The following is a 24,123-nucleotide window of genomic DNA, read 5'->3' as shown; positions in this document are numbered from 1 at the left end:
CCTGTCATCCGGCGGCGCTTCGCGCCGACCGGGTGGCTCGCAATGACGATCGGCGAATGTGAGTCCCAAACTACTTGCGCGTCGGCGGCGCCGTCTGGATCGTCGGCGCGGCCGCCGCGAGCAGCGCGGCGCGGTCGCCGTTGCGTGGCGGATAGATGCGCTGCTGGTTGATGGTCTGCTTGGTGAGCTTGGCGGCGGCGCCTGTGGTGTGCACCTCGCGGTCCCAGCCGGTGGTGTAGAGCGCACCCCAGGCGCCGAGATCGAGCACCGTCACATACCAGTCGATATTGAGCCGCAGCAACTTCTCGCCAAACAGGTCCGCCACCACATTGTGGCCGGCGAAGCGGCCCATCGGCCGCGCGAACTGGCACGACATCACGGTCGGGTGCTCGCCGTCGATCAGGCAGGCGGCGACGTCGCCGGCGGCGAAGACGTCCGCAAGGCCTTCGACGCGCATGGTATGGTCGACCTTGATCCGGCCGAGCGCGTCGCGCCTGGCCGGCAGCGAGGCGGCGAGGGGGCTGGCGCGCATGCCGGCGCACCACACCACGGTTTTGGTCGGAATGATCTCGCCGCCATCGAGCGTGATGCTGTCGGCGCCGACGGCACTGACCCGGACATTCAGCCGCGTCTCGACGCCGAGCGCGGCCAGCGCCTCGTTGATGACCGGGCGGCCATGCGCGCCGAAGGTCGCGCCGACGACGGGATTGGGATCGATCAGGATGACCCGATGATCGCCGGTGATGCCGGCGTGCGCCAGCTTGGCCGGCATCTCGGTCGCGACCTCGATCCCGGTGAACCCTGCGCCGACGACCGCGATGCTCGCGCGTGCCTCTGACGGCGGCTCTTTACCGAGCGCCGCCAGATGCGTGTCGAGCCGCATCGCTGCTTCATACGTGTCGACATCGAAGCCGTGGGCGGCAAGGCCCGAGATGGCGGGGCGGACCAACTCGCTGCCGGTGGTCAGCACCAGCCGGTCGTAGCTCACAACCTCCGCGCCCGCGCCCGTCCTCACCGTGACGGCGCGCGTCGCCGGATCGATCGCCGCGACCTCGGCCACCATGTGGCCGACGCCAACCGGATCGAGCAGGTCCTTGAGCGGCAGCGCGACGTCGCCGAGATCGACCTCGTAATTGCGCACCCGGATGTTGTGATAGGCGTTGCGATCGACGACGAGAATTTCGGCGTCTGCTGCCCGCGCACCGATCTCGTCGCGCTTGCGGGCTGCGCCGAGCGCGGCCCATAGCCCGGCAAAGCCGGCCCCCAGCACCAGGATGCGCGCCATCTCTCCCTCCGAAGTTGCACCGGAGGGAGCTTGCCTGTGCTGGCGCGGTCAAATCAAGTGGCAGAGCGGCGTGTGAGGTGCCCTCACGTCCCGGGCCGCGACACCTCGGTCTCCTTGCTGGTGATGAACTCCAGCAGCACCGGCACGCCTTCCTTGGTCTTCTGGATGCCGCGCTTGATCGCGGGGATGATGTCCTCGGGCTTGGTCACCCGTTCGCCGTAGCCGCCGAAGGCCCGGGCCATCGCGGCGTAATCGCCGGAGATGTCGGTCGAGCGGTATTTCTCGGTCGAGATCGGCATTACCTTCAATTCGATCGCCATCGAGAAATTGTTGAGCAGGATCGACATGATCGGAATCCGCTCGCGCACCGCGGTCTCGAAGTCCATCCCCGTAAAGCCGATCGCGGCATCGCCCCAGACATTGATGCAGAGCTTGTCCGGCTTTGCCAGTTTGGCGCCCATCGCAAGGCCGAGGCCGTAGCCGAGCTGCGTGGTCTTGCCCCAGCCGATATAGGACAGCGGCTCGACGGACTTCCAGAACGGCGAGAGCTGGTCGCGCGGGCTGCCGGCGTCGTGGGTGATGACGGTGTTGTGGATGTCGACGGTGTGCTGCAGGTCCCACAGCACGCGGTAGGGATTGAGCGGCGCGTCGTTGTGCGTCAGCATCGGCATCCACTTGGCGAGCCACTCCTTGTGGGAGGCGGCGATCTCCTCGGCGACCGCGCTTGCGTTGCGGTCCGAGGTCACGGTCTTGCCGATCTCCTCCAGCAGCGCGTCGAGCACCAGGCCGGCGTCGCCGACGAGGCCGACCTTGGCCTCGACATCCTTGTTGATGTGGTTCGGATCGAGCGTCGAATGGATGATGGTCTTGCCCTTCGGCATCGCGATGCCGAATGACGTCTCGGTGAAGGAGCAGCCGATGCCGAAGATCACGTCGGCTTCGGAAAGAAATTTCGGCACCGCGCGCGGCACCGCGAGGCCGCCGGAGCCGAGCGAGAGCGGGTGCGTCTCGGGGAAGGACGACTTGCCGCCGAGGCTGGTGGTGACCGGGATCGCGAGCCGTTCGGCGAGGCGCTTCAGCTGCGGCCAGGCCTTTGCATAGTGCACGCCCTGGCCGGCATAGATCACCGGACGCTTGGCGCCAACGAGCAGGGCGGCCGCTTCCTTCACATGGACGGGGTCGGCGCCGTAGCGGGTGCGCAGCACCGGCGTGTAGTTCAAGGGCTCCGGCACCTCCTCGTTCCACATGTCGGCGGGGATTTCGACGATGACCGGCCCGCCGCGGCCGTTCTTCAATTTTGTAAATGCCCGCCGAAAGATGTTGCAGACCTCGGCTGCGATGTTGATCGGCTCCGACGATTTTGAAAACGCCTTCATCGCCTGGCTGGAATTGAAGTTCGGGTCGATATTCGCGAGCCGACGCGCATAGCCCATCGGCAGCACCAGGACGGGCACGGATTCGCCGTAGCACTGCGCGACGCCGCCCATCGCGTTCTCCGCGCCGGGGCCGTGCTGCATGCAGAAGGCGCCGATCTTCTCGCCCGATGTGACGCGGGAGATTGCGTCCGCCATGTGCACGCCGATGCGCTCCTGGCGCACCATCACCGGGCGGATGTCGGCATTGGCGGCGTATTCTATCAAATGGTTGACCGGGTAGCCCGTGAGGATCTCGATCCCCTCGCGCTTCATGATTTCCGCGATCGCGGTGCCGAGCTTCATGACGGTCACTCCCTTCGTATGCGGCCGGTTCGTTCCGGCCTCGTTGTCGCCTGTCCGATAAAGGAACAGGATTCCGCGGCACCGGTAAAGCGCGGCCGGGGCCGGATCAGGTAGTTCTGATATGCGTTTACGACTGGAGCTGTTTCCGGTCAGACAGGATCAGAACGGAGCTCTAGATACTTGTTTTGACGCGTTTTCTTTGCGCGAGCCGGTGTCCACTTCGCTGGAAAGCGCTCCGGCCGCGGCCCGGTGCCTCGCCCGGCGGCAACCTGATGCAGGCAGAACTAGCAGGGAAATTCCCTGCAACCTTTAAGCGATCGTTCATCCTTTCCCTCAATGGGCCGTCAACCAATGTGGCCTAGTTTCGCAAGCATATTACTACGGCGCGGGAGAAAAAGCCGCGAGCGTCGGACAGGAGCTTTTCATGCGCGCGTTGATGGCAAGGTTTCTGCGTGATGAGGTCGGGGCGACGGCCATTGAATACGCCATCATCGCCGGTGGCATCAGCATCGTGATCGTCGCGGGCGTCAGGGGCATCGGCACCAGTGTAAGCGGCCAATTCAATGCCGTCAGTTCGGCATTCAAGTAAGCGCTGCCGGCAGTTCGCCATTTTCCGGATTCAGTCGTCCCCATTCAACGCGCGCAGCATCGCGATGCGCGCGAACATCAACCAGCCGGCACCTTGTTCCGCCGCATTGATCAGATGCTCGACCGCGATCTGCCAGCGCGTCTCCTGCTGGGTGTCTTCCGATAGCTTCATGATGTAGTCGGCAGCGTGCTGCAGCGTCACCAGCGTGCCGCCGCGATGCAGCGCGATCGGTTCGTCAAACGGCGTCGACCAGGGCATCTCGACCGGGACATCTCAGGCGCTGTGGACCGGGCTCATCTTGCGGTCGCTGCGCTAGCCTGCCTTCTTGCGCGCCGCGGTGCCCTGGGCGCGCGTTGTCTTCTCGGCCTTCTTCGGCTCGGGCTTGGCGGCCTCCTTGGGCTCGCGCTTGCCGCTGCCCGAAATCGGCAGCAGCATTTCGCGCTGGCCCTCGATGCGCTTCTTCGGCTTCTTGCCCTTCGCGGCCTTGGCCTCGGCCTTGGCGGGCGCGGCCTGCTTCTCGTTGGCGAGGCTCTTCTTCAGCGCGTCCATCAGGTTGATGACGTTGCCGCTGGTCTTCGCCGCGGGCTTGGCCACCTTGATGCCGTTGCGCTTCTGGTTGATCAGGTCGATCAGCGCCTGCTCGTAGCGGTCCTCGAACTCCTCCGGATCGAAGTCGGCGGACTTCTGCTCGACGATGTGCCTGGCGAGATCGAGCATGTCCTTGGTGATCTTCACATCCTGGATGTCGTCGAAATACTCCTTCTCGCTGCGCACTTCATACGGGTAGCGCAACAGTGTGCCCATCAGCCCGTTGTCGAGCGGCTCGAGCGCGATGATGTGCTCGCGATTGGTCAGCACCACGCGGCCGATCGCGACCTTGTTCAGGCTGCGGATGGTCTCGCGGATCACCGCAAAGGCGTCGTGGCCGACCTTGCCGTCGGGAACGAGGTAGTAGGGGCGGATCAGATAGCGGCTGTCGATCTCGCTGCGCGGCACGAATTCGTCGATCTCGATGGTGCGGGTCGAATCCAGCGCGATGTCGTCGAGCTCTTCCTTGGTGACCTCGATATAGGTGTCGGTGTCGACCTTGTAGCCCTTCATGATGTCTTCGGTGGAGACTTCCTCGCCGGTCTCGGCGTCGACCTTGGCGTATTTGATCCGGTGGCCGGTCCTGCGGTTGATCTGGTTGAAGGAGACCTTTTCAGTATCCGATGTCGCCGGGTACAGGGCAACCGGGCAAGTCACGAGCGAAAGGCGCAAAAAGCCCTTCCAATTGGCGCGAGGGGCCATGGGGGAACTCCAGGGAAACTCCGATTACGCAACCGACGGTACGGTCAAGGATAACACCGGGCACCCCAGTTTGAAACAACACGGCCCGGTGAATCTCGCAACGGCGTTAACCGTGCCCTCGCGCTGCGCCCGTTTGACGCGGCGGGCGGGATTGCCGTCGGCCCAGCCGTCAACGCCCTCGGAACATCGCTCCCGATCACGCGTTGGCTGTCGAAGGGGCGCGGCAAACGCCGGAATTACAGGCACTTAAGCAAAGAGGTTGCCATGGCAACGGAACGACACGGCCAAATTGTCGAAACCCCGACCGAGGCGCGGCAGGCCGAGCCTGGACCTTCGGTTCTCGCGCTGCTCACGGCCTCGACAGGGCTGGCCGTCCTGATCCTCGGCATTGTCTGGTTCGCCTTTTTCCGCGTGTGAGGCGATTATCATTGGTTGACCGCGTGCGAGGACTTGATTGTTAAACTGAGAGGCAGGGCGAAGCGGGCAGATTGCTCCCGGGAAGAATCCGTTCGGTCGCGCCGGCCTCCGGCGCGCGGCTATCCTGCATGCCGGCCACATCGCATGGTCAAGCTGCACGACCGTCTTGATCGACGTATGTGACGTCGATCGGGCGAGGATCCGAAGGGAAATTCCGGCGCGCGGGCCGCCGCGATCGCCGACGTAAAATTCCTGATCGTGTCGAACGGAATTTCCACTGCGCGATGGCGTGCGGCCTGGCGGCGTTTTGCAGCGGTGATCTGTGATGCGCGATGCGAATGGCTGCTGCGACGCGTCACGAGATCATCGAAATTGACTGCTAGCTGATTTGAATCAGTTACGCCTTGAGCCTGAGATGTTCTACTCGCAAGAAGAAAAAAACTCGTTGCTGGCGCGCTTCAAGGAGAAAAGCGTTTCAGGTGTCTTCGTCGGACTGACGGTGCTGGCGATGGCGGGGTGGATTTATCTTCTCAGCTCGATGTTCCTGAAATTCATGCTCTGGTGGTTCTCCTGAGACGTTCTCTCGCGAGAACAATTATTGTCGACGCCTGATCATTGATGCGTCGTTCGATTGCACAAAAATTCCAGCGGCTGAACAATCTTTCGGCGCGTCCAATCATGATGTCGTCACAACTTCGAATGTTAATAACATCGGGGCGAACGTGGACGGTTGTGATGGTTTCTCCTGCTCTGATTCTCGCGGCGGTGTTCGTCGCAGGCTTCTTCTCCGGTTTCGCCGCGCGCTCGTGGCGGTCGCACAAGCGCCGCGCGCAATATCGGATCTATGCACCGTATGTGGCGCCATCAGCCGCGAAATCGTCGAGGCGGGAACAGCCGGTCAGTGCGTTCGGCCACATGCGTCGCGCGTTCTAGCGGAGTAGTTCGATCGAGGTAGCGCGACGGTGTGCGGTGAGTTGGGGTTGGCTGGCAACATGCAATCGGTCATCATGTCGGCGTCCGTTGCGGCAGGCGGGTTGGTTGCATGCCAGCGTGCCCCTGATCTCGTCGCCAGCCCCGCGGATCGCAAGGGAACTTTCACGTCATGAGTGATCTCAGGGGGCATTCGCCAAGGCGGTATGTCGTCGATGTCAGTGGCAAGCGTGTGCTGGTCGGGTTGACGCTTGAGGAGACGTCGGAGTTCGAGGACCTGGACTCCTCGCTGCCGGGACTGGCGGACGGGCACGATAATGGGACGGGCCTGGTGCCGTCAGCCGGTGAGGGACGGTGGCTCGAACTCTATGACAAGCACGACAAGGCCTGGATCAAGTGGAAAGCCGACCTGAGAGCCGGGCATGAGGGCAATTCACCCTTTTTTAACTAAGACCGGGCGATTTTGACCTGTGCTGCCTCAATGGGCCCGAACCGGATACTGACAGATGTTTCAGCTGTTTTTGCGGTCTCGCGCGCACGACCTGATCAAATCGCGGCGCGGCGAGGAAGGGTTCAAGGCACGCTCGGCTGAGCGCGATGCCGAGACCGATCGCACCCGGATCGGATCGATCATGGCCGCGATCGAGGCCGCGTTGCAGGCGGCCGAAAGCGAGCAATCCGGTCTTGGCCGCCGCGTCGATGATGTTCTGGCCCGCGCCGCGGTGACTCTCGGCAACGGCACCGACGAATATCTGGAACGCGAGGCGCTTGACAACTATCATCAAGACCTGTTTGACGCCGAGATCTTAAACGGCCAGCGCCGGCTGAAGGAATTGGCGACCGAGATTGCGCACTTCAAGTTCATGAAGGCCGCGGTCCTGAGCCGTTTTCCGGACTACGAGCCTCCGGCCGCCAGCAGCTGACGCCTGGCGGCGCGCAACGCGAAGGCAGCCGCGGTTGCCGCGTGTAACGGCGTATCCGACGGTCCGGCGCAAGGCGAAAGGCACAGGCAAGACGTGGTGATCGCAGGCAATCTACTCGTCACGGGCTGCGCCGGCTTCATCGGCTTCCATCTGGCGGAGCATCTGCTGAGGGCAGGGCAGCCGGTCATCGGCATCGACAATCTGAACGACTATTACGACCCGGCGCTCAAGCGCGCGCGCCTCGATCTGCTCAAGCAGCACCGTGGCTTCACCTTCGTGGAGCTCGACCTCGCCGACCGCGCCGGCATGAAGGCGCTGTTCGAGCGTTATCGCTTCGAGGTCGTGGTGCATCTCGCCGCGCAGGCCGGCGTGCGCTATTCCCTGCAGAACCCGCACGCCTATGCGGATTCCAATCTGGAGGGTTTCCTCAACGTCCTCGAGGGCTGCCGGCACACTGCGTGCAGGCACCTGTTGTTTGCGTCCTCATCGTCGGTCTATGGCGCCAACACCAAGTTGCCGTTTTCGGTCCACGACAATGTCGACCATCCCGTCAGCCTGTACGCCGCAACCAAGAAGGCCAACGAGCTGATCGCGCATTCCTATAGCCATCTCTATCGCGTGCCGGCAACCGGGCTGCGGTTTTTCACCGTGTATGGGACGTGGTATCGGCCGGACATGGCGCTCTATGCGTTCGCCGACGCGATCACCAAGGGCAAGCCGATCCAGCTGTTCAACAATGGCAACATGCGGCGCGACTTCACCTATGTCGACGACGTGGTCGAGGCGATGGTGCGGTTGATCGGCCGCGCGCCGGAAGGCGACGTCAACTGGTCGGGAGCGCATCCCGATCCGGGTTCGAGCCGGGCGCCGTGGCGGGTCTACAATATCGGCAACAGCAGGCCGGAAGAACTGATGCATGTGGTGGCGCTGCTCGAGCAGGGCTTGGGGCGACAGGCCGAAAAGCAGTTGCTGCCGATGCAACCGGGAGATGTACTGGAGACGTCGGCCGACGTCTCCGACCTGGAGCGTGAAATCGGCTTCCGCCCGCAGACGCGGATCGAGGATGGCATTGCCAGGTTTGTCGCCTGGTATCGGGCCTATCACGACGTCGATCGGACCTAGGCGCCGCGAGAATCGTCGTCGTGTTTCAGCTCGCAGTCAGAGCTTGATCTTCGCGCAAATGCGATCCGCGTTTTGTTGCGACGGAAAACCGCTTCGCACTTTCGGATCATGCTTTAGTGCGCTCCTTGCGAGTCCGGGCTCGAGAAAAAAACTGATTCAGTTTGGAACGGAGTGTGGCAATGCGAGTTATCTCGGGTTTTGCGATCGCCTCAGCCGTGATCATGATCTCCAGCGCAATGGTTCCCGCGCATGCGATCGACGTGCAGGTGGCGCGCGCCTGCGATGCCTTGGTGGCGAAGGCATTTCCGCCGCTACAGCCCGGCAATCCCGCTTCCGGGAGCGCTCGGGGAGGCGCCAAAGCCCAGCGGGACTATTTCAACAAGTGCGTCGCCAATGGTGGCAAGATGGACGACGATACGCCTCCTAAATCGAAATAGCGCGCGATCGCGACGCGGGGCGAATTAGCGATGCTTATGGCGAATCTTCGCTGTCGCTGCTGTTCGTGGGGACTGTGCAAGCGCGTGCGAATGCAGCGACAGGCGCGCGAAAGGCGTTCACTCCCACTGTTCAAGCCGGACGCTTCGGTCCCGCTCATTTTAATTAGAATAGCGTTAGCGCGGTTGGGTCCGGCGGAGGCGAAATCGCGTTTGGTCCGATGTTCAGCGTTGAATTCATTTCGCTGGATTGCTCGAGCGCTTCTGGGCACCGTCAGCCGCTTCAATATTCGCAACCGGTCGAAACACTCTGCGATCCTTGATGGACGTGGCAGCAGCAGATTTTGCGTCTGCGGAGCAGCTTTGGTGGAATATCTTGTGTGCAGCTGAGCGCGTCCCTTGAAGCGCGATCGCTGTAACACGGCGACATTGTGATAGCCGGACAATGCACGTTCGGTTGAAACAACTCGGCAGCCATCAATGATCACCAAGCAATATCATGCGCTTGGTAGAGCTTCCGACCCACATTGAGCCGCGTTGTCCAGCCGCGCGCCTCATAGCTGCCGCTGCCAACTCATCTGTACGACACATCAAAGGCCGCCGATCGAGCGCTTCGCGATCAGGTTGTGGAACCTGATTGAGAAAATTTAACTCGGAGCCATGTTGGTCGCAAACCTGCCCCATTAACCGCCTTCCATGTGCGCGGAATAACCCTGTCATCGAAACTTCAATCACATCGCTCATACCCTTAACCGCAGAGCGAGGGCGCGCCATGAAGCAGCACAAAGTTCAACATTTGCATCAGCCGATCGAAGAGGCGTTGCTCGCGACCAATCAATCGCTGCGCAACGAAGTCGTTGCGCTGATGCTTGATATCGCTGAGTTACGTGAAATCCAGGAACGCTCGGGCTCGTCGCGTTCGTTCGGCATGTCTCGAGAGCAGAACACCCCGCGCGTCGCGCTGCGCCGGGTTCACAGCTGAAGTCCGTCAGCCTCTTTCTCATCGGCAGAATATGCGGCCACATCCTCGCCAATCCGGCGAGCATGCTGGCGCGCCTGCAGTTGCGGACATTTCAATTCTAAATTGAATGATGCGCTGGCCCGATGCTCGTCTAGGCGAGCTGGCGGACGTTTGCTGCGGATAATCGCGGTCGTGAGGGTTGGGGTGGTCAGTGCTCCAGCGGCACGGACTTGCGTGCCCCGACATCGGACAGACGCTCGCGCAGGATCCAATTCTGCAAGACCAGTTCGACCGCGGTATGCCGGAGCTCGCAATTCTCCGCGACGAGGCGTTCCAGGATGTCGGCCGCCTCGCTTGACGCGGGTTGGTTCCCCTCGAAGACCTTGAGACGCGCCATGGTGTCGATCCTCGCAAAAATGTTGATCAGAGACTGGCTCTGACAAGCGTCAGCACGGAATGGTTCGCGGATTATCGGGCGGACGTGGTTCCGCCTGATGGCCTCGGGTGGGAAAGCGCTTAATTGATAATTCGTGGATCGAGATATGAGTGTTAGGTTTCGTGAAAATAATCCTCAAATATGTTGAAACCCTCATGACACCTAACGTCCTAGTAACTACTGCTGGGCGTGTACGCCCGCAAGCGGCCGGACGCGAAACTCGCGGGATTAATTTGTTAGAAATTTGTGAAAGTTGCGCTTGACCGGTGGGGCGATTATCGCGGCGAGGCATGGCGCACTCACAATCTGTCGAGAGACCGATTGAATATTCTCATTTGCTTCCCGTTTGAGAATGCAAACAGTGCGCCAGTTATCCCGATCAAACTCTCATAACAGAAAGTCGTATAACTTTTTTTATCGGGCCCTTTCAGCGGAGGAATATTCCCCGTATATTCCGCTCAATACCTTGCAGCTTCGGCGTTTCTTCGCACTATGTGTTGCTGCCGACCGGCAAGTTCGAGGCTCCCGAAAGGCCCCCGGGAAACCCTCAATTTGAATTTCCTGTTGCATTTACATAGCTTATAGGCCATGCGATGATTGCTAATCTAGGGGGCAATGAGATGACCAATGAGGCGTCATTCTACTGAGGAGATCAGTTCCAAGGTCAAACAGGCCGAGGAACTCATGGCGCGGGGGCAGTCCCAGGCCCAAGCGTGCAAGGTGCTGGGCGTTAGCGTGATGACATTTCATCGCTGGCGCAAGCAGGAGGCCGCACGCGGCCACCAGGCGAATGGTACTGTTACCGAATTCGCCGCTCGCACCGATGATAGAGATGGGATCCCCCCTGTCCATAACCGTATTGATGAATTACGGCTGGAAAATGAACGGCTGCGCCGGATCGTGACCGACTTGCTGCTCGAGAAAATGAAGATCGAGGAAAAGCTTGCGCTCAGGTCCGGCGGCGGGAGCGGCTTGCCCCGCCGTGGTGAAGCCCAAAGCTGACGTAAGCTATCCGTTAGTGGATGCGTGAAGGCCTGGGAGCCAGCAGCAGCTGGTCGCTCAGATGTGCCTTCTCAGACCTTGCGCGCAGCTCTTCGAAGATCGGACGCAGTCTGGCCTGCGCAAGGTCCAGGCCCCTGACGATGTCCTGATTCGGCATGTCGGCCGGGAAGCGGGCCGCGCGCAGCTTTGTCTCGATCGCCTTGACCAGCAACTCGACGTCGTCGCGGTGCTGGCCCGCGACGAGCTCGGCGCCCATCAGGCGGATGAGGTGGAGGAGGGCCAGCAGCGCGGCCTCGGTTTCGCCAGCCGATGAACTCATGCGCGCTCTCTATCCGATATCCGCAGCAGGTCTTGCGAGCTCACAACCCGCCTGATAATACACATATGAATTGTTAACACGAATGTTAATTCCCGATGACCGACCTTTCGGACGCTCGATTGGCGAAGGTACCGGTTAACTTCGGCGCCTTCTCGTTCGCTTTCGCTTCCCTCGAGGCGTTTGCCGTCGCGTTCGAGATGATAATCGTCGTGCTGTCCAGCATCGTCGGCGGCGCGGCCTATCACCTCTTTTACTACCACACGGTTTATAGCAACAGCTTCGAGGGTTTTCTAGGGATCGGGGTCCTCGCCGCCATCCTTCACATGTTCGTGGCGAAGTCGCAGGGCCTTTACAATGCGCAGGTGCTGGCCGGTCTCGACCGGCGCTGGAGCAGCCTGCTCGGCGGATGGCTGCTGGTCGTTCTGCTGATGACCCTGATCATCTTCCTTTTGAAGGTGGGTTCCGGCGTCTCGCGCGGGTCGGTGCTGTCATTTGGCCTGATCGGCGGCCTCGGGCTGGTCGGCGGACGGATGCTGCTGCAGGCGCCGCTGCAACGCGCGATCGACCGCGGCATGCTGGCCACGCGCCGCGCGGTCGTGGTCGGGATGGCGGACGAATTGTCCCGGGTGCGGCAAGCGAGCCTGCTGCGCGATTTCGGCCTCAGCGAAGTGCGACGGGTCCAGCTCTCCGGATCGTCCGACGACACCGGCGACCGGGCCGCCGTCGCGTCGGCCATTCTTGCAGCCCGCGAGTGCGGCGCCGACGAGATCATCCTGGCCATGCCCTGGCAGCAGGAGCCGCGCATCCAGTTCGTGTGCGATCAGCTGCGGGCATCGCCGCTGCCGGTGCGGCTGCTGCCGGACCGGACCGCGGAGCGATTCCTGGCGCTGCGGATGGTGGCGACCGGCCCGATCCCGACGCTGGAAATGCAGCGCTCGCCGCTTACTTCGCTCGAGCGCGCCGGCAAGCGGCTGTTCGACATCGTGGCATCGAGCGGCCTTCTGGTGCTGTTCGCGCCGCTGCTGATCGGAACGGCGATTGCGATCAAGCTCGACTCCAGGGGGCCGATCTTGTTCCGGCAGCGCCGTAACGGCTTCGACGGCAAGCAATTCACCATCCTCAAATTCCGCTCGATGCACGTGCTCGAGGATGGCGATGTCATCACGCAGGCTCGCCCGAACGATCCGCGGCTGACCGGGATCGGCGCGACGCTGCGCCGCCGCAGCATCGACGAATTGCCGCAGCTGGTGAACGTATTGCGCGGCGACATGTCGCTGGTCGGGCCGCGGCCGCACGCGCTGGCCCATGACGACAAATATTCGAAGCTGATCGCGAGCTATGCAGAGCGTCAGCACGTCAAGCCCGGCATCACCGGTCTCGCGCAGGTGCAGGGGCTGCGCGGCGCGACGCCGGCGATCGAGGACATGCAGCTGCGCGTGGCGCACGACCTCATCTACATCAAGAGCTGGAGCTTCGTGCTCGACCTGCGCATCCTGCTGCGCACGGTCGGCGCGGTGTTGCGTCACAAGGGTATCTGACGGCTGGGCATCTGGCGCCAGGCGCGCGTTACTGCGGAATGCTCTGGTTGGCGTCCTTGAACTCCACCTCGATGATGCGCCGGTTGGCGTCGCCAGCCACGCGATAGGCCTGCCCGATCGCGCCCTTCAGTTCCGGCGCCCGCGTGAGGATCAGGCGGATCTGCCGCTGCAGCAGGTCGACCAATTCGACATCGCGCGTGGCGTCGACCTGCGCCAGGAGGATCAGGCGCGGCGCGATCAGATCGCTGCGGTTGAAGCCAGTATAGTAGGACATCTTGAGCGCCTTCGACGCGGTCGGGTTCAGCCAGTCGAACCGTCCGGTTGCCGAGGCGAGGCCGAACCAGGCGCCGGCGTCCATCGGCGAGAGGCGAAGCGCGCGCGTGAACGCGGCTTCGGCCGCCTCCGGTGACGTCTGCAATTGGCTCCAGCCGTCGCGCAGCCACAGCTCGCCTCTGACCATGCCGACCTCTGCGGCGATCGCCGGTTTGGCGCGCAATGCATCGGCGGCAAGCCACCAGGTCGACAAGGCCAGCGTCGCCGCGCCGATCGCAGCGGCGGCCGGCACGATGGCCGGCGAGAGACGCCTCGCATTCCGGCCGATCGCGTCAGCCATCGTGTTAGCCATCGTATTAGCCATGGCGCGCGGCCCGGTTGCCGGTCATCAGCAGGGTTCGCCGGGCTCCCTCGAGCTTGACGCAGGTCAGGCGGCCGGTCGCATAGGCACCGGTGTCGACATTGATGCGGTTGCGCAGCAGCTCGGCCTCATGCACCGGCGTATGGCCGTGGACCACGACCTTGCCGAAATCATCTTCCGAGATCAGGAAGTCGTCGCGGATCCAGAGCAGATCCTCCTTGCGCTGCTGGTTGAGAGCGACGCCGGGCCTGACGCCGGCATGGACGAAGAAATAGCGTTTGTGCACATAACAGAGCGGCAGCGAGCGCAGGAAGGCGAGATGGGCCGGCGGCATCTGGCGGATCAATTGCCGGGCGAGCGCCCTGCGTTCGGAAGCGTCGGGATTGGGCGAGGGCGTCAGGCCGTAGGACATCAGCGTTTGCAAGCCGCCAAACTGCCGCCATTGCGCGAGCATGTCGGGATTGACGAGAAACTCCAGCAGGCAGGCCTCGTGATTGCCGAGCAGGCAGACCATGCTGCGGGTGCGGCGGCGTTGATCGAGCATGGCGATGACATCGCGCGAATCCGGTCCGCGATCGATATAGTCGCCGAGGAACACCTGGATCGGTCGCGCCGGCCGGAACCGACGGATGTCGGCATCGATGCGGGCGCAGATCTCGTGCAGCAGGTCGGCGTGACCGTGGATATCGCCGACGGCGTAGATGCAGGTCTCGTCGCCCTCATGCTCGAGATCGCCGGTCTGGCCGACAAGACGCTGGAGGAAGCTGCGCATCTGGCGTCTAGCTCGCCTGCAACCGTGAACGGCTGATCCGCTGTGCCAGTCCTGTTCCGATCACGGCTCCCAACACGATCACTCCGGGCAGCGCCGGCAATTCCGGCAAGGTGAAGCTAGCCAGCAGCAGCGTCAGCAGGACGGCTGCGGCCGATGCAGGGTAGGACCAGTCGCGGCCGCGATTGCGCGCACCGGCCGTGAACGCTGCGATGCAGACGATGATAGCCGCGACTAAAGTCCAGAACATGGCGGAACCGAATTGCGCGATCAAGGCCGCGGCGCTGGTCGCAACCACGGGCCGCGTGGTGGCGCCCTGCCAGTCCATATAGGTCGACGCCAGCGTTGCCGTGGTGCCGGCGCCGCTGCCGAGCGCGGGCAGGTCGGCGAGCAGATTGTGGGTCGATTGCACGAACTCGGACGGTGCATGAGCAAAGGCGATCGCAAGCGGCACGTCGGGATGACGATTGCCGATCGCCGTCGCCAGGGCGATCAGCGCGATCGCTGTCGCCGCAGCAGCGCTGCTCCAGCGGTGCAGATGAAGTTTCCGCGCGGCGAAGGTCATCAGGACGAGGGCGATGCCCGCGGCGATCGCGATCGCGGCGCCGCGCCGCCCAACCCAGCAGGCGCTGGCGGCGCAGAGCAGCGCGCCGGCAGCGAGCAGCCAGCGCAGCCGTCTCAATTGGGCGGCGGTGCGGCCATCGGCGTGTCCGCCGACGTCGAGCGCGCGCGCAAGGCCGAGCGGAACGCCAACGAGAACGACGACCAGGAATCCGTTTGCCGTCTCATCGCGTGCAGCGCCAGACCAGACTTTGACCGGATCGCTTGATAGCAGCAGGATCAGGGCCGCGACGGCCGCGGTTGCTGCAACGGTGCGGGCCACCATATCGGCGCGGCGGGCGTCGATCGCGACAGCGGCGGCGGTGATCATGGCTGACATGAGTGACAGCCAGATCAGCAGCGCGCCGAAGCTTGCGCCGGTGTCGATCGTGATGCTGCCGCTGAGCTGTGCTCCCAGCGTTTCGCCGGCGAACTTCCACACCGGATGCGCCAGGGCCGCCAGCGGAAACATCTGCAGGACGATCCAGAGCACCGGCAGAAGCGCCGCCGCAACAGCGGGACCGGCGACCGACTTCAGGAACGACAGCTCACCCGGACGGATCGCCAGCAGGCTTGCGAGCAGCCCTAGCGACGTCGCCGCGCCGACGGCACCCGTCGCGAGCGATGCGTCGATGAGACCGAGCGGAATCGACGCCCCGATCAAGATGCAGATGAAGGCCGTGACGTTCCACACGAGAGGGGGAGGTCCTGCAGAGGATGAGACGCAAGGCAGCGGGATGCCCCGGGCTTGCCGCGAGGTCAACGGAAATCGGCCACGCCAAAGCGGGCAGTGTCATGCCCTGCTATTGCGAACGGCGCAGGGCGAGACGTGGCGTCGAGGTGCGAGACCAGAACAGCGGCGCGAAGGCGCCTGCCAGATATCCGATTTGCAGCGCTACGATCGCAGCGATCATGAGCAGCGCGGTTTCCGACCACGACAGGCGCCCGACTCCGATGGCGGCCAACAGCGCGAGTTCCGCGAGCGCCACCGGCGCCAGCACCAGACAGTGCTGGCGCAGACCGAGAACGGTGCCGCCGATCAAATTGCCAAGGAAAACAAATAACATAACCAAACCCTGCGCCCGCATGGTATCGGGCCGGGCCTAAGCCGGGGTTAACCCGCGCGTCGCCAGCGGGCCGGCGCGGTGCCGGCCGAGCTCGATGGCCTGTGGTTTTGTTAGTCGATTAACATTCAGAACGGGTGCAGATCGCCGTAACTATAGGCAGCCCAATAATCGCGGCCGCCATACGGTCCATAGGCGCCGTAGAGCGGCGCGCAGGAGTAGCGATCGGGACAGCCGTGCCAGCAAACCCGTTTCCACTGGCAGACGTCGCCACGACAATATTGCAGCCGCTGACAATTGCCGCTGACCCGTTGCACGGCGCGCGGGGCCGGGGAAACGCTTAGTTCTGCGGCGAAAACCCCGGAGCCGCCGAGGGCGCCTATCAGCGGCAAGGCGACCATTCCCAACGCGATCGCGGGTAGCTTCCTGCGGGCCATCGAACCCTCAATCGGTTAACTCAAACCATCTCATTCACAGATAACGGGGAGATCGGACGAAAGCAAAGCCGGAGTGACGGCGCGCGGGGCTTTGTCTCACGGCGGTGCGCCGGTGTCGCCGAATTGCCTCACCTCGCTAACATTATTTATCAATTGCATCGCAATATATCGCGGAAACTTGTGATTGTGATAGTCGGCGTGTTACGGCACGGCCGGAGTATTTAGATGTCGCGTGCGATTTTCATTCGGGTGATGTTATTGCTTGCGGCCGCCTGTTGGGTCAGCGGTTGCCATTACATGCCGACCAACGGTCCGACGAGCTCCGATGTCGTGGCCGGGCAGCGCGATCCTGAAAGCCTGCCCTATGCGATGGTCAAGATCACACCGCAGATCGAGAACGTGCTGGCGTCGTTCGCGCCGCAACTCGCCGGTGGCATCCAGGGCCCGCCGCCGAAGGACATCCGCTTCGGCATCGGCGACGTCGTCAGCGTCACGATCTTCGAGGCCGCCGCCGGCGGCCTGTTCATTCCGGTCGAGGCCGGCGTGCGTCCCGGCAACTACATCACGCTGCCGAACCAGAACGTCGATACCGACGGCAATATCTCGGTGCCCTATGCCGGCGCGATCCGCGCCAAGAACCGCACACCGACCGAAGTGCAGCGCTCGATCGTCGATGCGTTGAAGAATCGCGCGATCGAGCCGCAGGCCGTGGTCGCCCTGATCGAGCAGCGCACCTCGCTGATCTCCGTGCTCGGCGAGGTCAATTCGCCGAACCGCTTCCCCGCCAATGCCGCGGGTGAGCACGTGCTTGACGCCATCACGCGCGCCGGCGGCCCGAAAGGGCAGGGTTTTGACACATGGGTCATGCTCGAGCGCGACGGCAAACGTACTACGGTGCCGTTCGGCCAGCTGGTCTACGAGCCCAAGAGCAATATCTACGCCCATCCCGGCGACACCATTTATGTCTACCGCGAGCCGCAAACCTTCGTCGCCTTCGGCGCGTCGGGCGCGCAGGGCCAGTTCAATTTCGAGGCCTGGCGCATCTCGCTCGCCGAAGCCGTCGCCAAGGCGGGCGGCTTGAACGACTCCTCGGCCGATCCGGCCTCGGTGTTCGTCTATCGCGGCGAACTGCCGGAAGTGGCGGCCAAGCTTGGCGTCGACGTCAGCAAATATTCAGGGCCGATCATCCCGGTCGTCTACAACATCAATTTCCGCGATCCGGCCGGCTATTTCCTGGCCACGCGTTTCCAGTTGCGCAACAAGGACGTGCTCTATGCGTCGAACGCGGCATCCGTTGAGGACGCCAAGGTGATGCAGCAGATCCGGCTCGTGACCGCAACGGCGAACGATCCGATCGTGGCCGCCTACAACGCAACCTTACTTCGTAACTCGATCAAGCTTGCGCCCTGATACTGGGGCGTGAGCCGGCACGGCCGGCTTCATGACACGCGTAAGATTACCTTCCGGCTCAAGCGAGGCGACGGCATTGCCGTGGCCGGTGCGCTGGTCATCGTGGCTGTTCTGCGCCGTCATCGCTTTGGCGCCGCTGCCGCTCGGCTCGGTCGGTACAGTTGCGCCCGCGATCTGGTCGATCCTGCTCGGGATTGCACTGCTCGGAGTATTACCGATGCGCCTGCGCGGCAGTCAGCTCGCGATCCTCGCGGTGACGGCGCTGTTGACGGCGCTTGCCATGCTGGTGCTGCACGAGCAGTCGGCTGTCCGGCCCTGGTCGGGTGTGGCGCCAAACGCGTTGTGGGCGCAGGCCGGCAAATTGCTGCCTGCCGAGCTGCCGCCGGCCGCGTCGATGGCGCGCGGTCAGCCGTTCTATTCGATCGGCGTCGGAATCGTTTGCCTGCTCAGCTTCGCCATCGGCGTCGTGCTCGGTGCCAACCGCAGACTGGCGCGCGGGTTGTTGCGGGCGGTGGCCGCGGCGGGGCTGGTCTATGCGATCTGCGGCATCATCACTTTCACGATCGATCCCACCCGGATCTACCTGGTGCACGAGAAGCAGGCGCACCTGGCGTGGCTGACATCGCCCTTCGTCAATCGCAACACGGCCGGCATCTACTACGGTTGCTGCGCGCTGATCTGGCTGTTGTTCGGCTGCGAGTTGATCGAGCGGCATTGGCCGCCGCGCCGTGCCGGCCTGTCACGGCTGCTCGCGCGCCTCGCTATGCCGGCGCGGCGCCGGCTCGCCGGCCATGCGTTCGGCTGGCTCACTTGCCTGCTGGCGATGTTTCTGACCGGCTCGCGCGGCGGCGTCGGGATCTCGCTGCTCGCCGCGGTCGCGGCTGCCGCGATCTTCTTTCGCAACCGGGTGCCGCGCCGCTACGGCATGATCGTGGCGCTCGGGGTCGGCAGCCTGGTCGCGCTGGCACTGCTGCAGCTTCTCGGCGGCGGCGTTGGCGCGCGCTTCAGCACGATGGGCCTGTCCGATGAGGGACGGTTCTCGACCTATCGCGCAACGTTGCGGATGATCTGGGATCACCCGTGGCTCGGCGATGGTTTCGGGACTTTCGAATGGGTTTATCCGGCCTATCGCACCGACGACTTCTCGCTGCGCGGGACCTGGAACCGGGCACACAACAGCTGGCTCGAACTGGCGTCCGACGGCGGAATGTTAATGGCCGGCGCCGCCATGATCGCGCTGCTCGCGGCGTTCGTCGTGCTCGCGCATGGCGTGCGGACCCGTCGCCGCGACGTGATCGTGCCGCTCGCGGCGCTCTGCGCGTCGGCCGCCGGCGCGCTCCATTCGATGATCGATTTCTCGCTCCAGATCACCGGCTATGCCGTTGTTATCGCGGCCTTGCTCGGGGCAGGCCTGTCGCAATCCTTCCGCTCCGGCAGCGGCGCCGGCGGTGGCCGTGACGCCCGTGTTACGGTCGGGCAGCCGGTTAACGCTGATTTCGCGCACCACGGCCCGGCCGCGGCCGGCGAGGCTATTTAATTGGCGCGATAACTCTGACTATGCTAACGAACTGTTAGTATTCGTTAGGGAGATAGCTGTGTTCACATTTGAGCGATCCGGCGGCTTTTCCGCCCCGCGCCTGGCGACGTTGGTGGTGATGTTGGTGCTCGCGACACCCGGTGGCGCGGCGCTGGCGGAGACAACTGGCGGGCTGATCCAGCTGTCCCAGGCGGTCACCAATTTCAAGGCCAATCCCGAGCAGCTACTGACCCAGTATCCGAATGCAGGCGTGGAGTTGACCTCGCGGGCGCGCGATTTCGCCCTCAACGATCCGACATCGCTCGATCCGCTGATTGCGCTGCTCGCCAAGGCAAGCAAGGACCAGAAGACGGCGATCGCTGCCGGCCTCGCCCAGGCCGCGCGCATCGTGGTGCGCAGCAACCAGCCCTACGCGACGCGCATCCAGCAGGCGATTGCCGACACCAAGGATCTCGACACCGTGATGGCGTTTGCTGCTGCATCGGGTGACAGCGGCACCGCGGCGACCGGCGCCGGCGGCGCGGGCAGCGCCGGCGCATCCGGCGGCCAGACCAGCGCGCTGGGCGCCAGCGGCGCCGGCGGCGGCACGCTCGAGGCCATCGACGGCAACAGCGTGAACACCGGCATCTTCAGCTTCACCTCGTCGGTCAGCAGTTCGGGCAGCACGACGTCTGGTACGGCCACGGGCACCGGCACCACACTCATTTCAACAGTTACCCCCTGAGCGGACGTCCGATCGCCAATGGAGAACTTTCTGCAGCAACGCGCTTCGGTGTCAGCGGCGGGACGCTTCCCAGGATCATTGGAGGGCGCGAGGGCAGGATCCATCCTGCCGGCGCGACGATAGGACGAGATGCTTCAGCGCAACCAGATTTCGCCGTCTGTCGATCTGAGAAATCGTCCGGCCGAATTGCCGTCGCTGGCGGAAACCTTCGACGCCTTCGTCACCTATCTGCTCCGGCAATACTGGGTCATCCTCGGGACCGCCGCGCTCTGCCTGTTCGGCGGCATCTGCTATCTGGCGACGGCGGCGCCGAGCTATACGGCGCTTGCCACGATGATCATCGACACGCGCAAATTCCAGGCCTTCCAGCAGCAATCGCCGGTGAGCGAGGCCCCGGTCGATTCCGCCGCGGTCGAGAGCCAGGTCGAAATCCTGAAGTCGGAGAATGTGGCGCTCGCGGTGATCCGCGACCTCAAGCTCAACGAGGATCCGGAATTCGTTGGCTCCAGAGCCAGCGCGGTAGGAGCCGTGCTCGATTTCGTGTCCGGCCTGCTCGCCGGCGGGGCGCCGCCCACCGAATTCGACCGGACCCGGCGCGCGGTCCGCACGTTCCAGAAGCAGCTCGACGTCCGCCGCCGCGGCATGACCTATGTGATCGAGGTCAGCTTCCGCTCGCTCGATCCCGAGCGCGCGGCGCAGATCGCGAACGCCGTCGCCGACGCCTATATCGTCGATCAGCTCGATTCCAAATATCAGGCGACGCGCCGCGCCAGTGTCTGGCTGCAGGACCGCATCCAGGAGCTGCGCACGCAGGCATCCAACGCCGAGCGCGCGGTGCTCGACTACAAGAAGACCAACAACATCGTCACCTCCAGCGGCAAGCTGCTCAACGAGCAGCAGCTCGGCGAACTCAACACCCAGCTGCTCCACGTGAAGTCGCAGGTCACCGACGCCAAGGCCAAGCTCGACCGCATCGAGGCGGTGGTGAAGGGGGGCGTCCCCGATGCGACGGTGGCCGATACCCTGAACAACCAGGTCATCACCAAGCTGCGCTCGCAATATCTCGAGTTGGCCAACCGCGAGGCCGACTGGTCGTCGCGCTACGGCTACAATCATTTGGCCGCCGTCAACCTGCGCAACCAGATGCGCGAGATCCAGTCGTCGATTGTGGACGAGCTGAAGCGGCTCGCCGAAAGTTACAAGAGCGACTATGCGATCGCCCTGCAGCGCCAGAACGAGATCGAGCGCGCCGTGAACGACTCGGTGTCGCAGTCGCAGTCGACCAACCAGGCGCAGGTAACGCTGCGCGAGCTCGAGAGCTCGGCGCAGACCTATCGCTCGCTCTACGACAATTTCCTGCAGCGCTACATGGAAAACGTGCAGCAGCAATCGTTCCCGGTCAGCGAGGCGCGGGTTATCACCCGTGCCTCGCGTCCGCTCAGCAAGAGCCATCCGCAGACCTTGGTCGTGCTCGCGCTCTCGGCCCTCGGCGGCCTGATCGCCGGGCTCGGGCTCGGCGTGTTGCGCGACCTCTATGACCGGGTGTTCCGCACCGCTGAAATGGTCGAGACGATCCTCGAGGCCGACTGCGTCGCCATCGTTCCCCGCGTCTCGCCGGGCCAGATCAAGGCGCCGGTCGCCGGTCGTTCCAATCTGCCGATCGGCCCGCGCACGATCCGGCGCGGCGACGAGCCGGTGCTGTGGGCGGCGATCGATTCGCCATTCTCGCGGTTCTCGGAAGCGATCCGCTCGATCAAGGTCAATGCCGACCTCAACGTCACCAAGCCGTCGAAGATCCTCGGGCTGACCTCGGCGCTGCCCAACGAGGGCAAGTCGACGCTGGCCTTCGTATTTGCGCAACTGGTTGCCCAGAGCGGGGCCCGCGTGCTCCTGATCGATTGCGATCTGCGCAATCCCTCGCTCAGCCGCAAGGTCGCCGCGACTGCCGAGCGCGGCATCCTCGACGTGCTGTCGAACAATGCGACCTTGCAGGACACGCTCTGGCGCGATCCCGAGACCGGCCTCGCCTTCCTGCCTGGCGCCACGCGATCGCGCATCGCCCATTCGCACGAAGTGCTGGCCTCCGACCAGATGAGGGATTTCATCGACGGGGCCCGCAGCCATTATGACTACGTGATCGTCGATTTCCCGCCGCTCACGCCGGTGGTCGATGTCCGCATCACCGCCCACCTCGTCGATTCCTTCGTCTTCATCGTGGAATGGGGCAAGACCCAGGTGCAGGTGGTCGAGCGCGCGCTGCGCAGTGCGCGAGCGGTCAACGAGAACCTGCTCGGCGTCGTGCTCAATAAGGCCGATATTGCCGCGATGAGCCGCTATAGCGGCTATGGCGGCAAGAACTACTATTACAACTCGCACTATGGGCGATATGGCTACACCGAGTGAGACGCACGGCGGGATGCCCGGGCGCGCAGCCGCCTGGCTTGCGCGCGGCTTCCTTGCCGCGGTCGCATGCTCGTCCGTCGCCTGGGGCACGACCACTTTGCCGGCCTTTGTCGACCAGACCCGGCTCGACGGCGCAAAGGACCTGATCCTTCGCAACGTGCCGCTCAGCGACGCCGAGCTCGATGACCTCGGTCTGTTGCTGTCGCGCGCCGCGGCGGAGAAGGATTGCATGCCGGCCATCGATCGCAGCGCGGCGGTGATCCGGCTGCGGCTCGCCGAGAACGCGCTTGCATCCGGCGATCGAGTGGATGACCGGATGGGCGAGCTCGACGCGGCCGTCCGCAAATCGCTGGGCTGCGCGCCGGCCGATCCCTATCTCTGGCTCGTGCTGTTCTGGCTTCGCAATATACGGCAGGGCTTGAGCGACGCCAATTTCGACCTGCTGCGGATGTCGTACCGGCTCGGACCCAATGAGGGCTGGATCGTGGTCAAGCGCAGCGCGATGGCGCTCGCAATGTTCGACGCGCTGCCGCCTGATCTTTCGTCCGACGTGGTTGCCGAGTTCGCGCGTCTCGTGAAGACTGAGTTGTACACGGAGGCAATCGATCTGCTGAAGGGACCGGGCTGGGCGCACCGTGACACGTTGCTCGCCGGCCTTGCAGCTGTTCCGCAACGGAACGTCGATATCCTGACCCGCACCATGGCTGACATTGGATACGATCTCGACCGCCGCTCGCCGGCGGAGCGGCGCAATTGGGAGCGCAAATCGAACGACCGCCTCGACGAGCCTGCCCGAATGCCGCCGGAGGCGAGCGCTAGGCCATGACGATGGAATTTTGCATCGGACAGCACAACGCGCATTATGAGGGCGTCTATTCGGCGGAGGAGCGCGACTGGCGCCGCGTCTGCGCGGTCGACAAGGCCGATCATATCGCCGGCTTGCTCGGCGCAGCCGCCGCGAAGGTCGGCAATGTGCTCGAGGTCGGCTGCGGCACCGGCGCCGTGCTGGCGCGGCTGTCGGCGATCGGCATCGGCCGCGACTTCACCGGCATCGACGTGATCGATCCCGCGACCAATCTGGAGATCGACGGCGCCGCTTCAGCCCCGTTTCGCTGGTCCAGCTATGACGGTGCGACGATCCCGTTCGCCGACGGATCGTTCGACCTCGTCTATGCCAGCCACGTCCTGGAGCACGTGTCCGAACCGCGCGCATTCCTGCACGAGCTTGCCCGGGTCGCGCGGACCTTCGTCTATGTCGAGGTGCCGTGCGAGCTGCATGCGCGGACCAATCGCCGGGCGTTGCAATCGACGCTCGACATCGGCCATATCAATTTCTACACGCCCGACACGTTCCGCCTGGTGCTGGAGACGGCCGGGCTCCGCGTCACCGGCTTCGGCACCTATGATCACAGCCTGCCGGTTCATGCGTTCCATTCGTCGCGGGTGAAGGGGCTCGCCAAAAGCATTGTGCGGAAGTCGCTGTTGTCGGTCGGCCCGGCGTTCGCGACCAGGCTTGCGACCTATCATTGCGGGGCGCTCTGCCGGCGTGACGAGGCGCAGGCGCTGCCGCGGGACCGGTAA

28 protein-coding genes are annotated in these 24,123 nt (G+C 63.7%); 17 read left to right on the top strand and 11 right to left on the bottom strand.

Annotated features, from left to right (window positions below; all coding sequences use genetic code 11):
* Positions 1-70: 70 nt before the first annotated feature.
* Positions 71-1,285, bottom strand: coding sequence for an NAD(P)/FAD-dependent oxidoreductase (locus ACVIYL_RS39565; protein ID WP_456781120.1), 1,215 nt, complete (start codon positions 1,283-1,285; stop codon positions 71-73).
* 83 nt (positions 1,286-1,368) lie between these two features.
* Complete coding sequence (locus ACVIYL_RS39560; protein WP_456781119.1) at positions 1,369-3,003, bottom strand: thiamine pyrophosphate-requiring protein; 1,635 nt, start codon at positions 3,001-3,003, stop codon at positions 1,369-1,371.
* 424 nt (positions 3,004-3,427) lie between these two features.
* Here ACVIYL_RS39560 and ACVIYL_RS39555 point away from each other — a divergent pair, with 424 nt between their 5' ends.
* Positions 3,428-3,592, top strand: coding sequence for a Flp family type IVb pilin (locus ACVIYL_RS39555; protein ID WP_016841801.1), 165 nt, complete (start codon positions 3,428-3,430; stop codon positions 3,590-3,592).
* Between the two features lie 30 nt (positions 3,593-3,622).
* On the opposite strand, the gene ACVIYL_RS39550 is transcribed toward ACVIYL_RS39555, so the two are convergent.
* Together ACVIYL_RS39550 and ku are read right to left on the bottom strand one after the other, a co-directional pair.
* A complete protein-coding gene (locus ACVIYL_RS39550; RefSeq protein WP_016841800.1) occupies positions 3,623-3,850 on the bottom strand; it encodes a hypothetical protein in 228 nt (75 codons plus the stop codon).
* 54 nt (positions 3,851-3,904) lie between these two features.
* The gene (ku, locus tag ACVIYL_RS39545; protein ID WP_456781118.1) at positions 3,905-4,882 is read right to left on the bottom strand and encodes a non-homologous end joining protein Ku; all 978 of its coding nucleotides are present in this window, start codon (positions 4,880-4,882) and stop codon (positions 3,905-3,907) included.
* A 264-nt stretch (positions 4,883-5,146) separates the two neighbouring features.
* Between ku and ACVIYL_RS39540 the strand changes: the two genes are divergently transcribed.
* The 8 genes from ACVIYL_RS39540 to ACVIYL_RS39505 all read left to right on the top strand — a co-directional run bounded on the left by ACVIYL_RS39540 (position 5,147) and on the right by ACVIYL_RS39505 (position 9,690).
* A complete protein-coding gene (locus ACVIYL_RS39540) occupies positions 5,147-5,299 on the top strand; it encodes a hypothetical protein (protein ID WP_016841798.1) in 153 nt (50 codons plus the stop codon).
* 415 nt (positions 5,300-5,714) lie between these two features.
* Entirely contained in the window at positions 5,715-5,873 is a 159-nt protein-coding gene (locus ACVIYL_RS39535; RefSeq protein ID WP_168856472.1) for a hypothetical protein, read from the top strand.
* A 161-nt stretch (positions 5,874-6,034) separates the two neighbouring features.
* Positions 6,035-6,232: a hypothetical protein gene (locus ACVIYL_RS39530; RefSeq protein WP_028331616.1), complete on the top strand. Its 198-nt coding sequence runs from the start codon at positions 6,035-6,037 to the stop codon at positions 6,230-6,232.
* A gap of 169 nt (positions 6,233-6,401) precedes the next feature.
* Entirely contained in the window at positions 6,402-6,680 is a 279-nt protein-coding gene (locus ACVIYL_RS39525; protein WP_057020207.1) for a hypothetical protein, read from the top strand.
* Between the two features lie 55 nt (positions 6,681-6,735).
* Positions 6,736-7,152, top strand: a complete 417-nt coding sequence (locus ACVIYL_RS39520) for a hypothetical protein (RefSeq protein WP_456781117.1) — start codon at positions 6,736-6,738, stop codon at positions 7,150-7,152.
* Between the two features lie 93 nt (positions 7,153-7,245).
* On the top strand, positions 7,246-8,274 hold the full coding sequence (locus ACVIYL_RS39515; RefSeq protein WP_375166971.1) for an NAD-dependent epimerase: 1,029 nt from the start codon (positions 7,246-7,248) through the stop codon (positions 8,272-8,274).
* Between the two features lie 179 nt (positions 8,275-8,453).
* Positions 8,454-8,711: a hypothetical protein gene (locus ACVIYL_RS39510; RefSeq protein ID WP_225641843.1), complete on the top strand. Its 258-nt coding sequence runs from the start codon at positions 8,454-8,456 to the stop codon at positions 8,709-8,711.
* Between the two features lie 769 nt (positions 8,712-9,480).
* Entirely contained in the window at positions 9,481-9,690 is a 210-nt protein-coding gene (locus ACVIYL_RS39505; RefSeq protein WP_456781116.1) for a hypothetical protein, read from the top strand.
* A gap of 187 nt (positions 9,691-9,877) precedes the next feature.
* Here ACVIYL_RS39505 and ACVIYL_RS39500 read toward each other — a convergent pair whose 3' ends face one another.
* A complete protein-coding gene (locus ACVIYL_RS39500; protein ID WP_028331611.1) occupies positions 9,878-10,066 on the bottom strand; it encodes a hypothetical protein in 189 nt (62 codons plus the stop codon).
* A 666-nt stretch (positions 10,067-10,732) separates the two neighbouring features.
* Here ACVIYL_RS39500 and ACVIYL_RS39495 point away from each other — a divergent pair.
* A complete protein-coding gene (locus ACVIYL_RS39495) occupies positions 10,733-11,107 on the top strand; it encodes a helix-turn-helix domain-containing protein (protein ID WP_018270679.1) in 375 nt (124 codons plus the stop codon).
* A gap of 13 nt (positions 11,108-11,120) precedes the next feature.
* Here ACVIYL_RS39495 and ACVIYL_RS39490 read toward each other — a convergent pair whose 3' ends face one another.
* Positions 11,121-11,426, bottom strand: coding sequence for a hypothetical protein (locus ACVIYL_RS39490; protein WP_456781115.1), 306 nt, complete (start codon positions 11,424-11,426; stop codon positions 11,121-11,123).
* 119 nt (positions 11,427-11,545) lie between these two features.
* Between ACVIYL_RS39490 and ACVIYL_RS39485 the strand changes: the two genes are divergently transcribed.
* The gene (locus ACVIYL_RS39485; protein WP_456781114.1) at positions 11,546-12,964 is read left to right on the top strand and encodes an undecaprenyl-phosphate glucose phosphotransferase; all 1,419 of its coding nucleotides are present in this window, start codon (positions 11,546-11,548) and stop codon (positions 12,962-12,964) included.
* 28 nt (positions 12,965-12,992) lie between these two features.
* On the opposite strand, the gene ACVIYL_RS39480 is transcribed toward ACVIYL_RS39485, so the two are convergent.
* From ACVIYL_RS39480 to ACVIYL_RS39460, 5 genes are all read right to left on the bottom strand, one after another.
* Positions 12,993-13,577, bottom strand: a complete 585-nt coding sequence (locus ACVIYL_RS39480) for a hypothetical protein (protein WP_456781113.1) — start codon at positions 13,575-13,577, stop codon at positions 12,993-12,995.
* 16 nt (positions 13,578-13,593) lie between these two features.
* Positions 13,594-14,370 (bottom strand): metallophosphoesterase family protein, encoded by a 777-nt coding sequence (locus tag ACVIYL_RS39475; RefSeq protein ID WP_082190776.1) that lies wholly within the window; start codon positions 14,368-14,370, stop codon positions 13,594-13,596.
* A gap of 7 nt (positions 14,371-14,377) precedes the next feature.
* The gene (locus tag ACVIYL_RS39470; RefSeq protein WP_456781112.1) at positions 14,378-15,661 is read right to left on the bottom strand and encodes a hypothetical protein; all 1,284 of its coding nucleotides are present in this window, start codon (positions 15,659-15,661) and stop codon (positions 14,378-14,380) included.
* Positions 15,662-15,770: 109 nt separating this feature from the next.
* A complete protein-coding gene (locus tag ACVIYL_RS39465; RefSeq protein WP_316394481.1) occupies positions 15,771-16,055 on the bottom strand; it encodes a hypothetical protein in 285 nt (94 codons plus the stop codon).
* 104 nt (positions 16,056-16,159) lie between these two features.
* Positions 16,160-16,468, bottom strand: a complete 309-nt coding sequence (locus ACVIYL_RS39460; RefSeq protein ID WP_456781111.1) for a hypothetical protein — start codon at positions 16,466-16,468, stop codon at positions 16,160-16,162.
* Between the two features lie 225 nt (positions 16,469-16,693).
* On the opposite strand from ACVIYL_RS39460, the gene ACVIYL_RS39455 reads away from it, so the two are divergent.
* The 6 genes from ACVIYL_RS39455 (at position 16,694) to ACVIYL_RS39430 (ending at position 24,123) form a co-directional block, all read left to right on the top strand.
* Positions 16,694-17,878, top strand: coding sequence for a polysaccharide biosynthesis/export family protein (locus ACVIYL_RS39455; RefSeq protein WP_194295410.1), 1,185 nt, complete (start codon positions 16,694-16,696; stop codon positions 17,876-17,878).
* Between the two features lie 31 nt (positions 17,879-17,909).
* Entirely contained in the window at positions 17,910-19,415 is a 1,506-nt protein-coding gene (locus ACVIYL_RS39450; RefSeq protein WP_456781110.1) for an O-antigen ligase family protein, read from the top strand.
* Between the two features lie 58 nt (positions 19,416-19,473).
* Positions 19,474-20,139, top strand: coding sequence for a hypothetical protein (locus ACVIYL_RS39445; RefSeq protein WP_456781109.1), 666 nt, complete (start codon positions 19,474-19,476; stop codon positions 20,137-20,139).
* A 129-nt stretch (positions 20,140-20,268) separates the two neighbouring features.
* The gene (locus tag ACVIYL_RS39440; RefSeq protein WP_456781108.1) at positions 20,269-22,542 is read left to right on the top strand and encodes a polysaccharide biosynthesis tyrosine autokinase; all 2,274 of its coding nucleotides are present in this window, start codon (positions 20,269-20,271) and stop codon (positions 22,540-22,542) included.
* Positions 22,543-22,555: 13 nt separating this feature from the next.
* Positions 22,556-23,368, top strand: a complete 813-nt coding sequence (locus ACVIYL_RS39435) for a hypothetical protein (RefSeq protein WP_456781107.1) — start codon at positions 22,556-22,558, stop codon at positions 23,366-23,368.
* Complete coding sequence (locus ACVIYL_RS39430) at positions 23,365-24,123, top strand: class I SAM-dependent methyltransferase (protein ID WP_310880760.1); 759 nt, start codon at positions 23,365-23,367, stop codon at positions 24,121-24,123. The genes ACVIYL_RS39435 and ACVIYL_RS39430 overlap by 4 nt, the downstream gene beginning before the upstream one ends.

The organism is Bradyrhizobium sp. USDA 3315, from assembly GCF_054056795.1.
The sequence above is the reverse complement of the archived record's forward strand: the minus strand, read 5'-3'. Positions and strand labels throughout refer to the sequence as shown.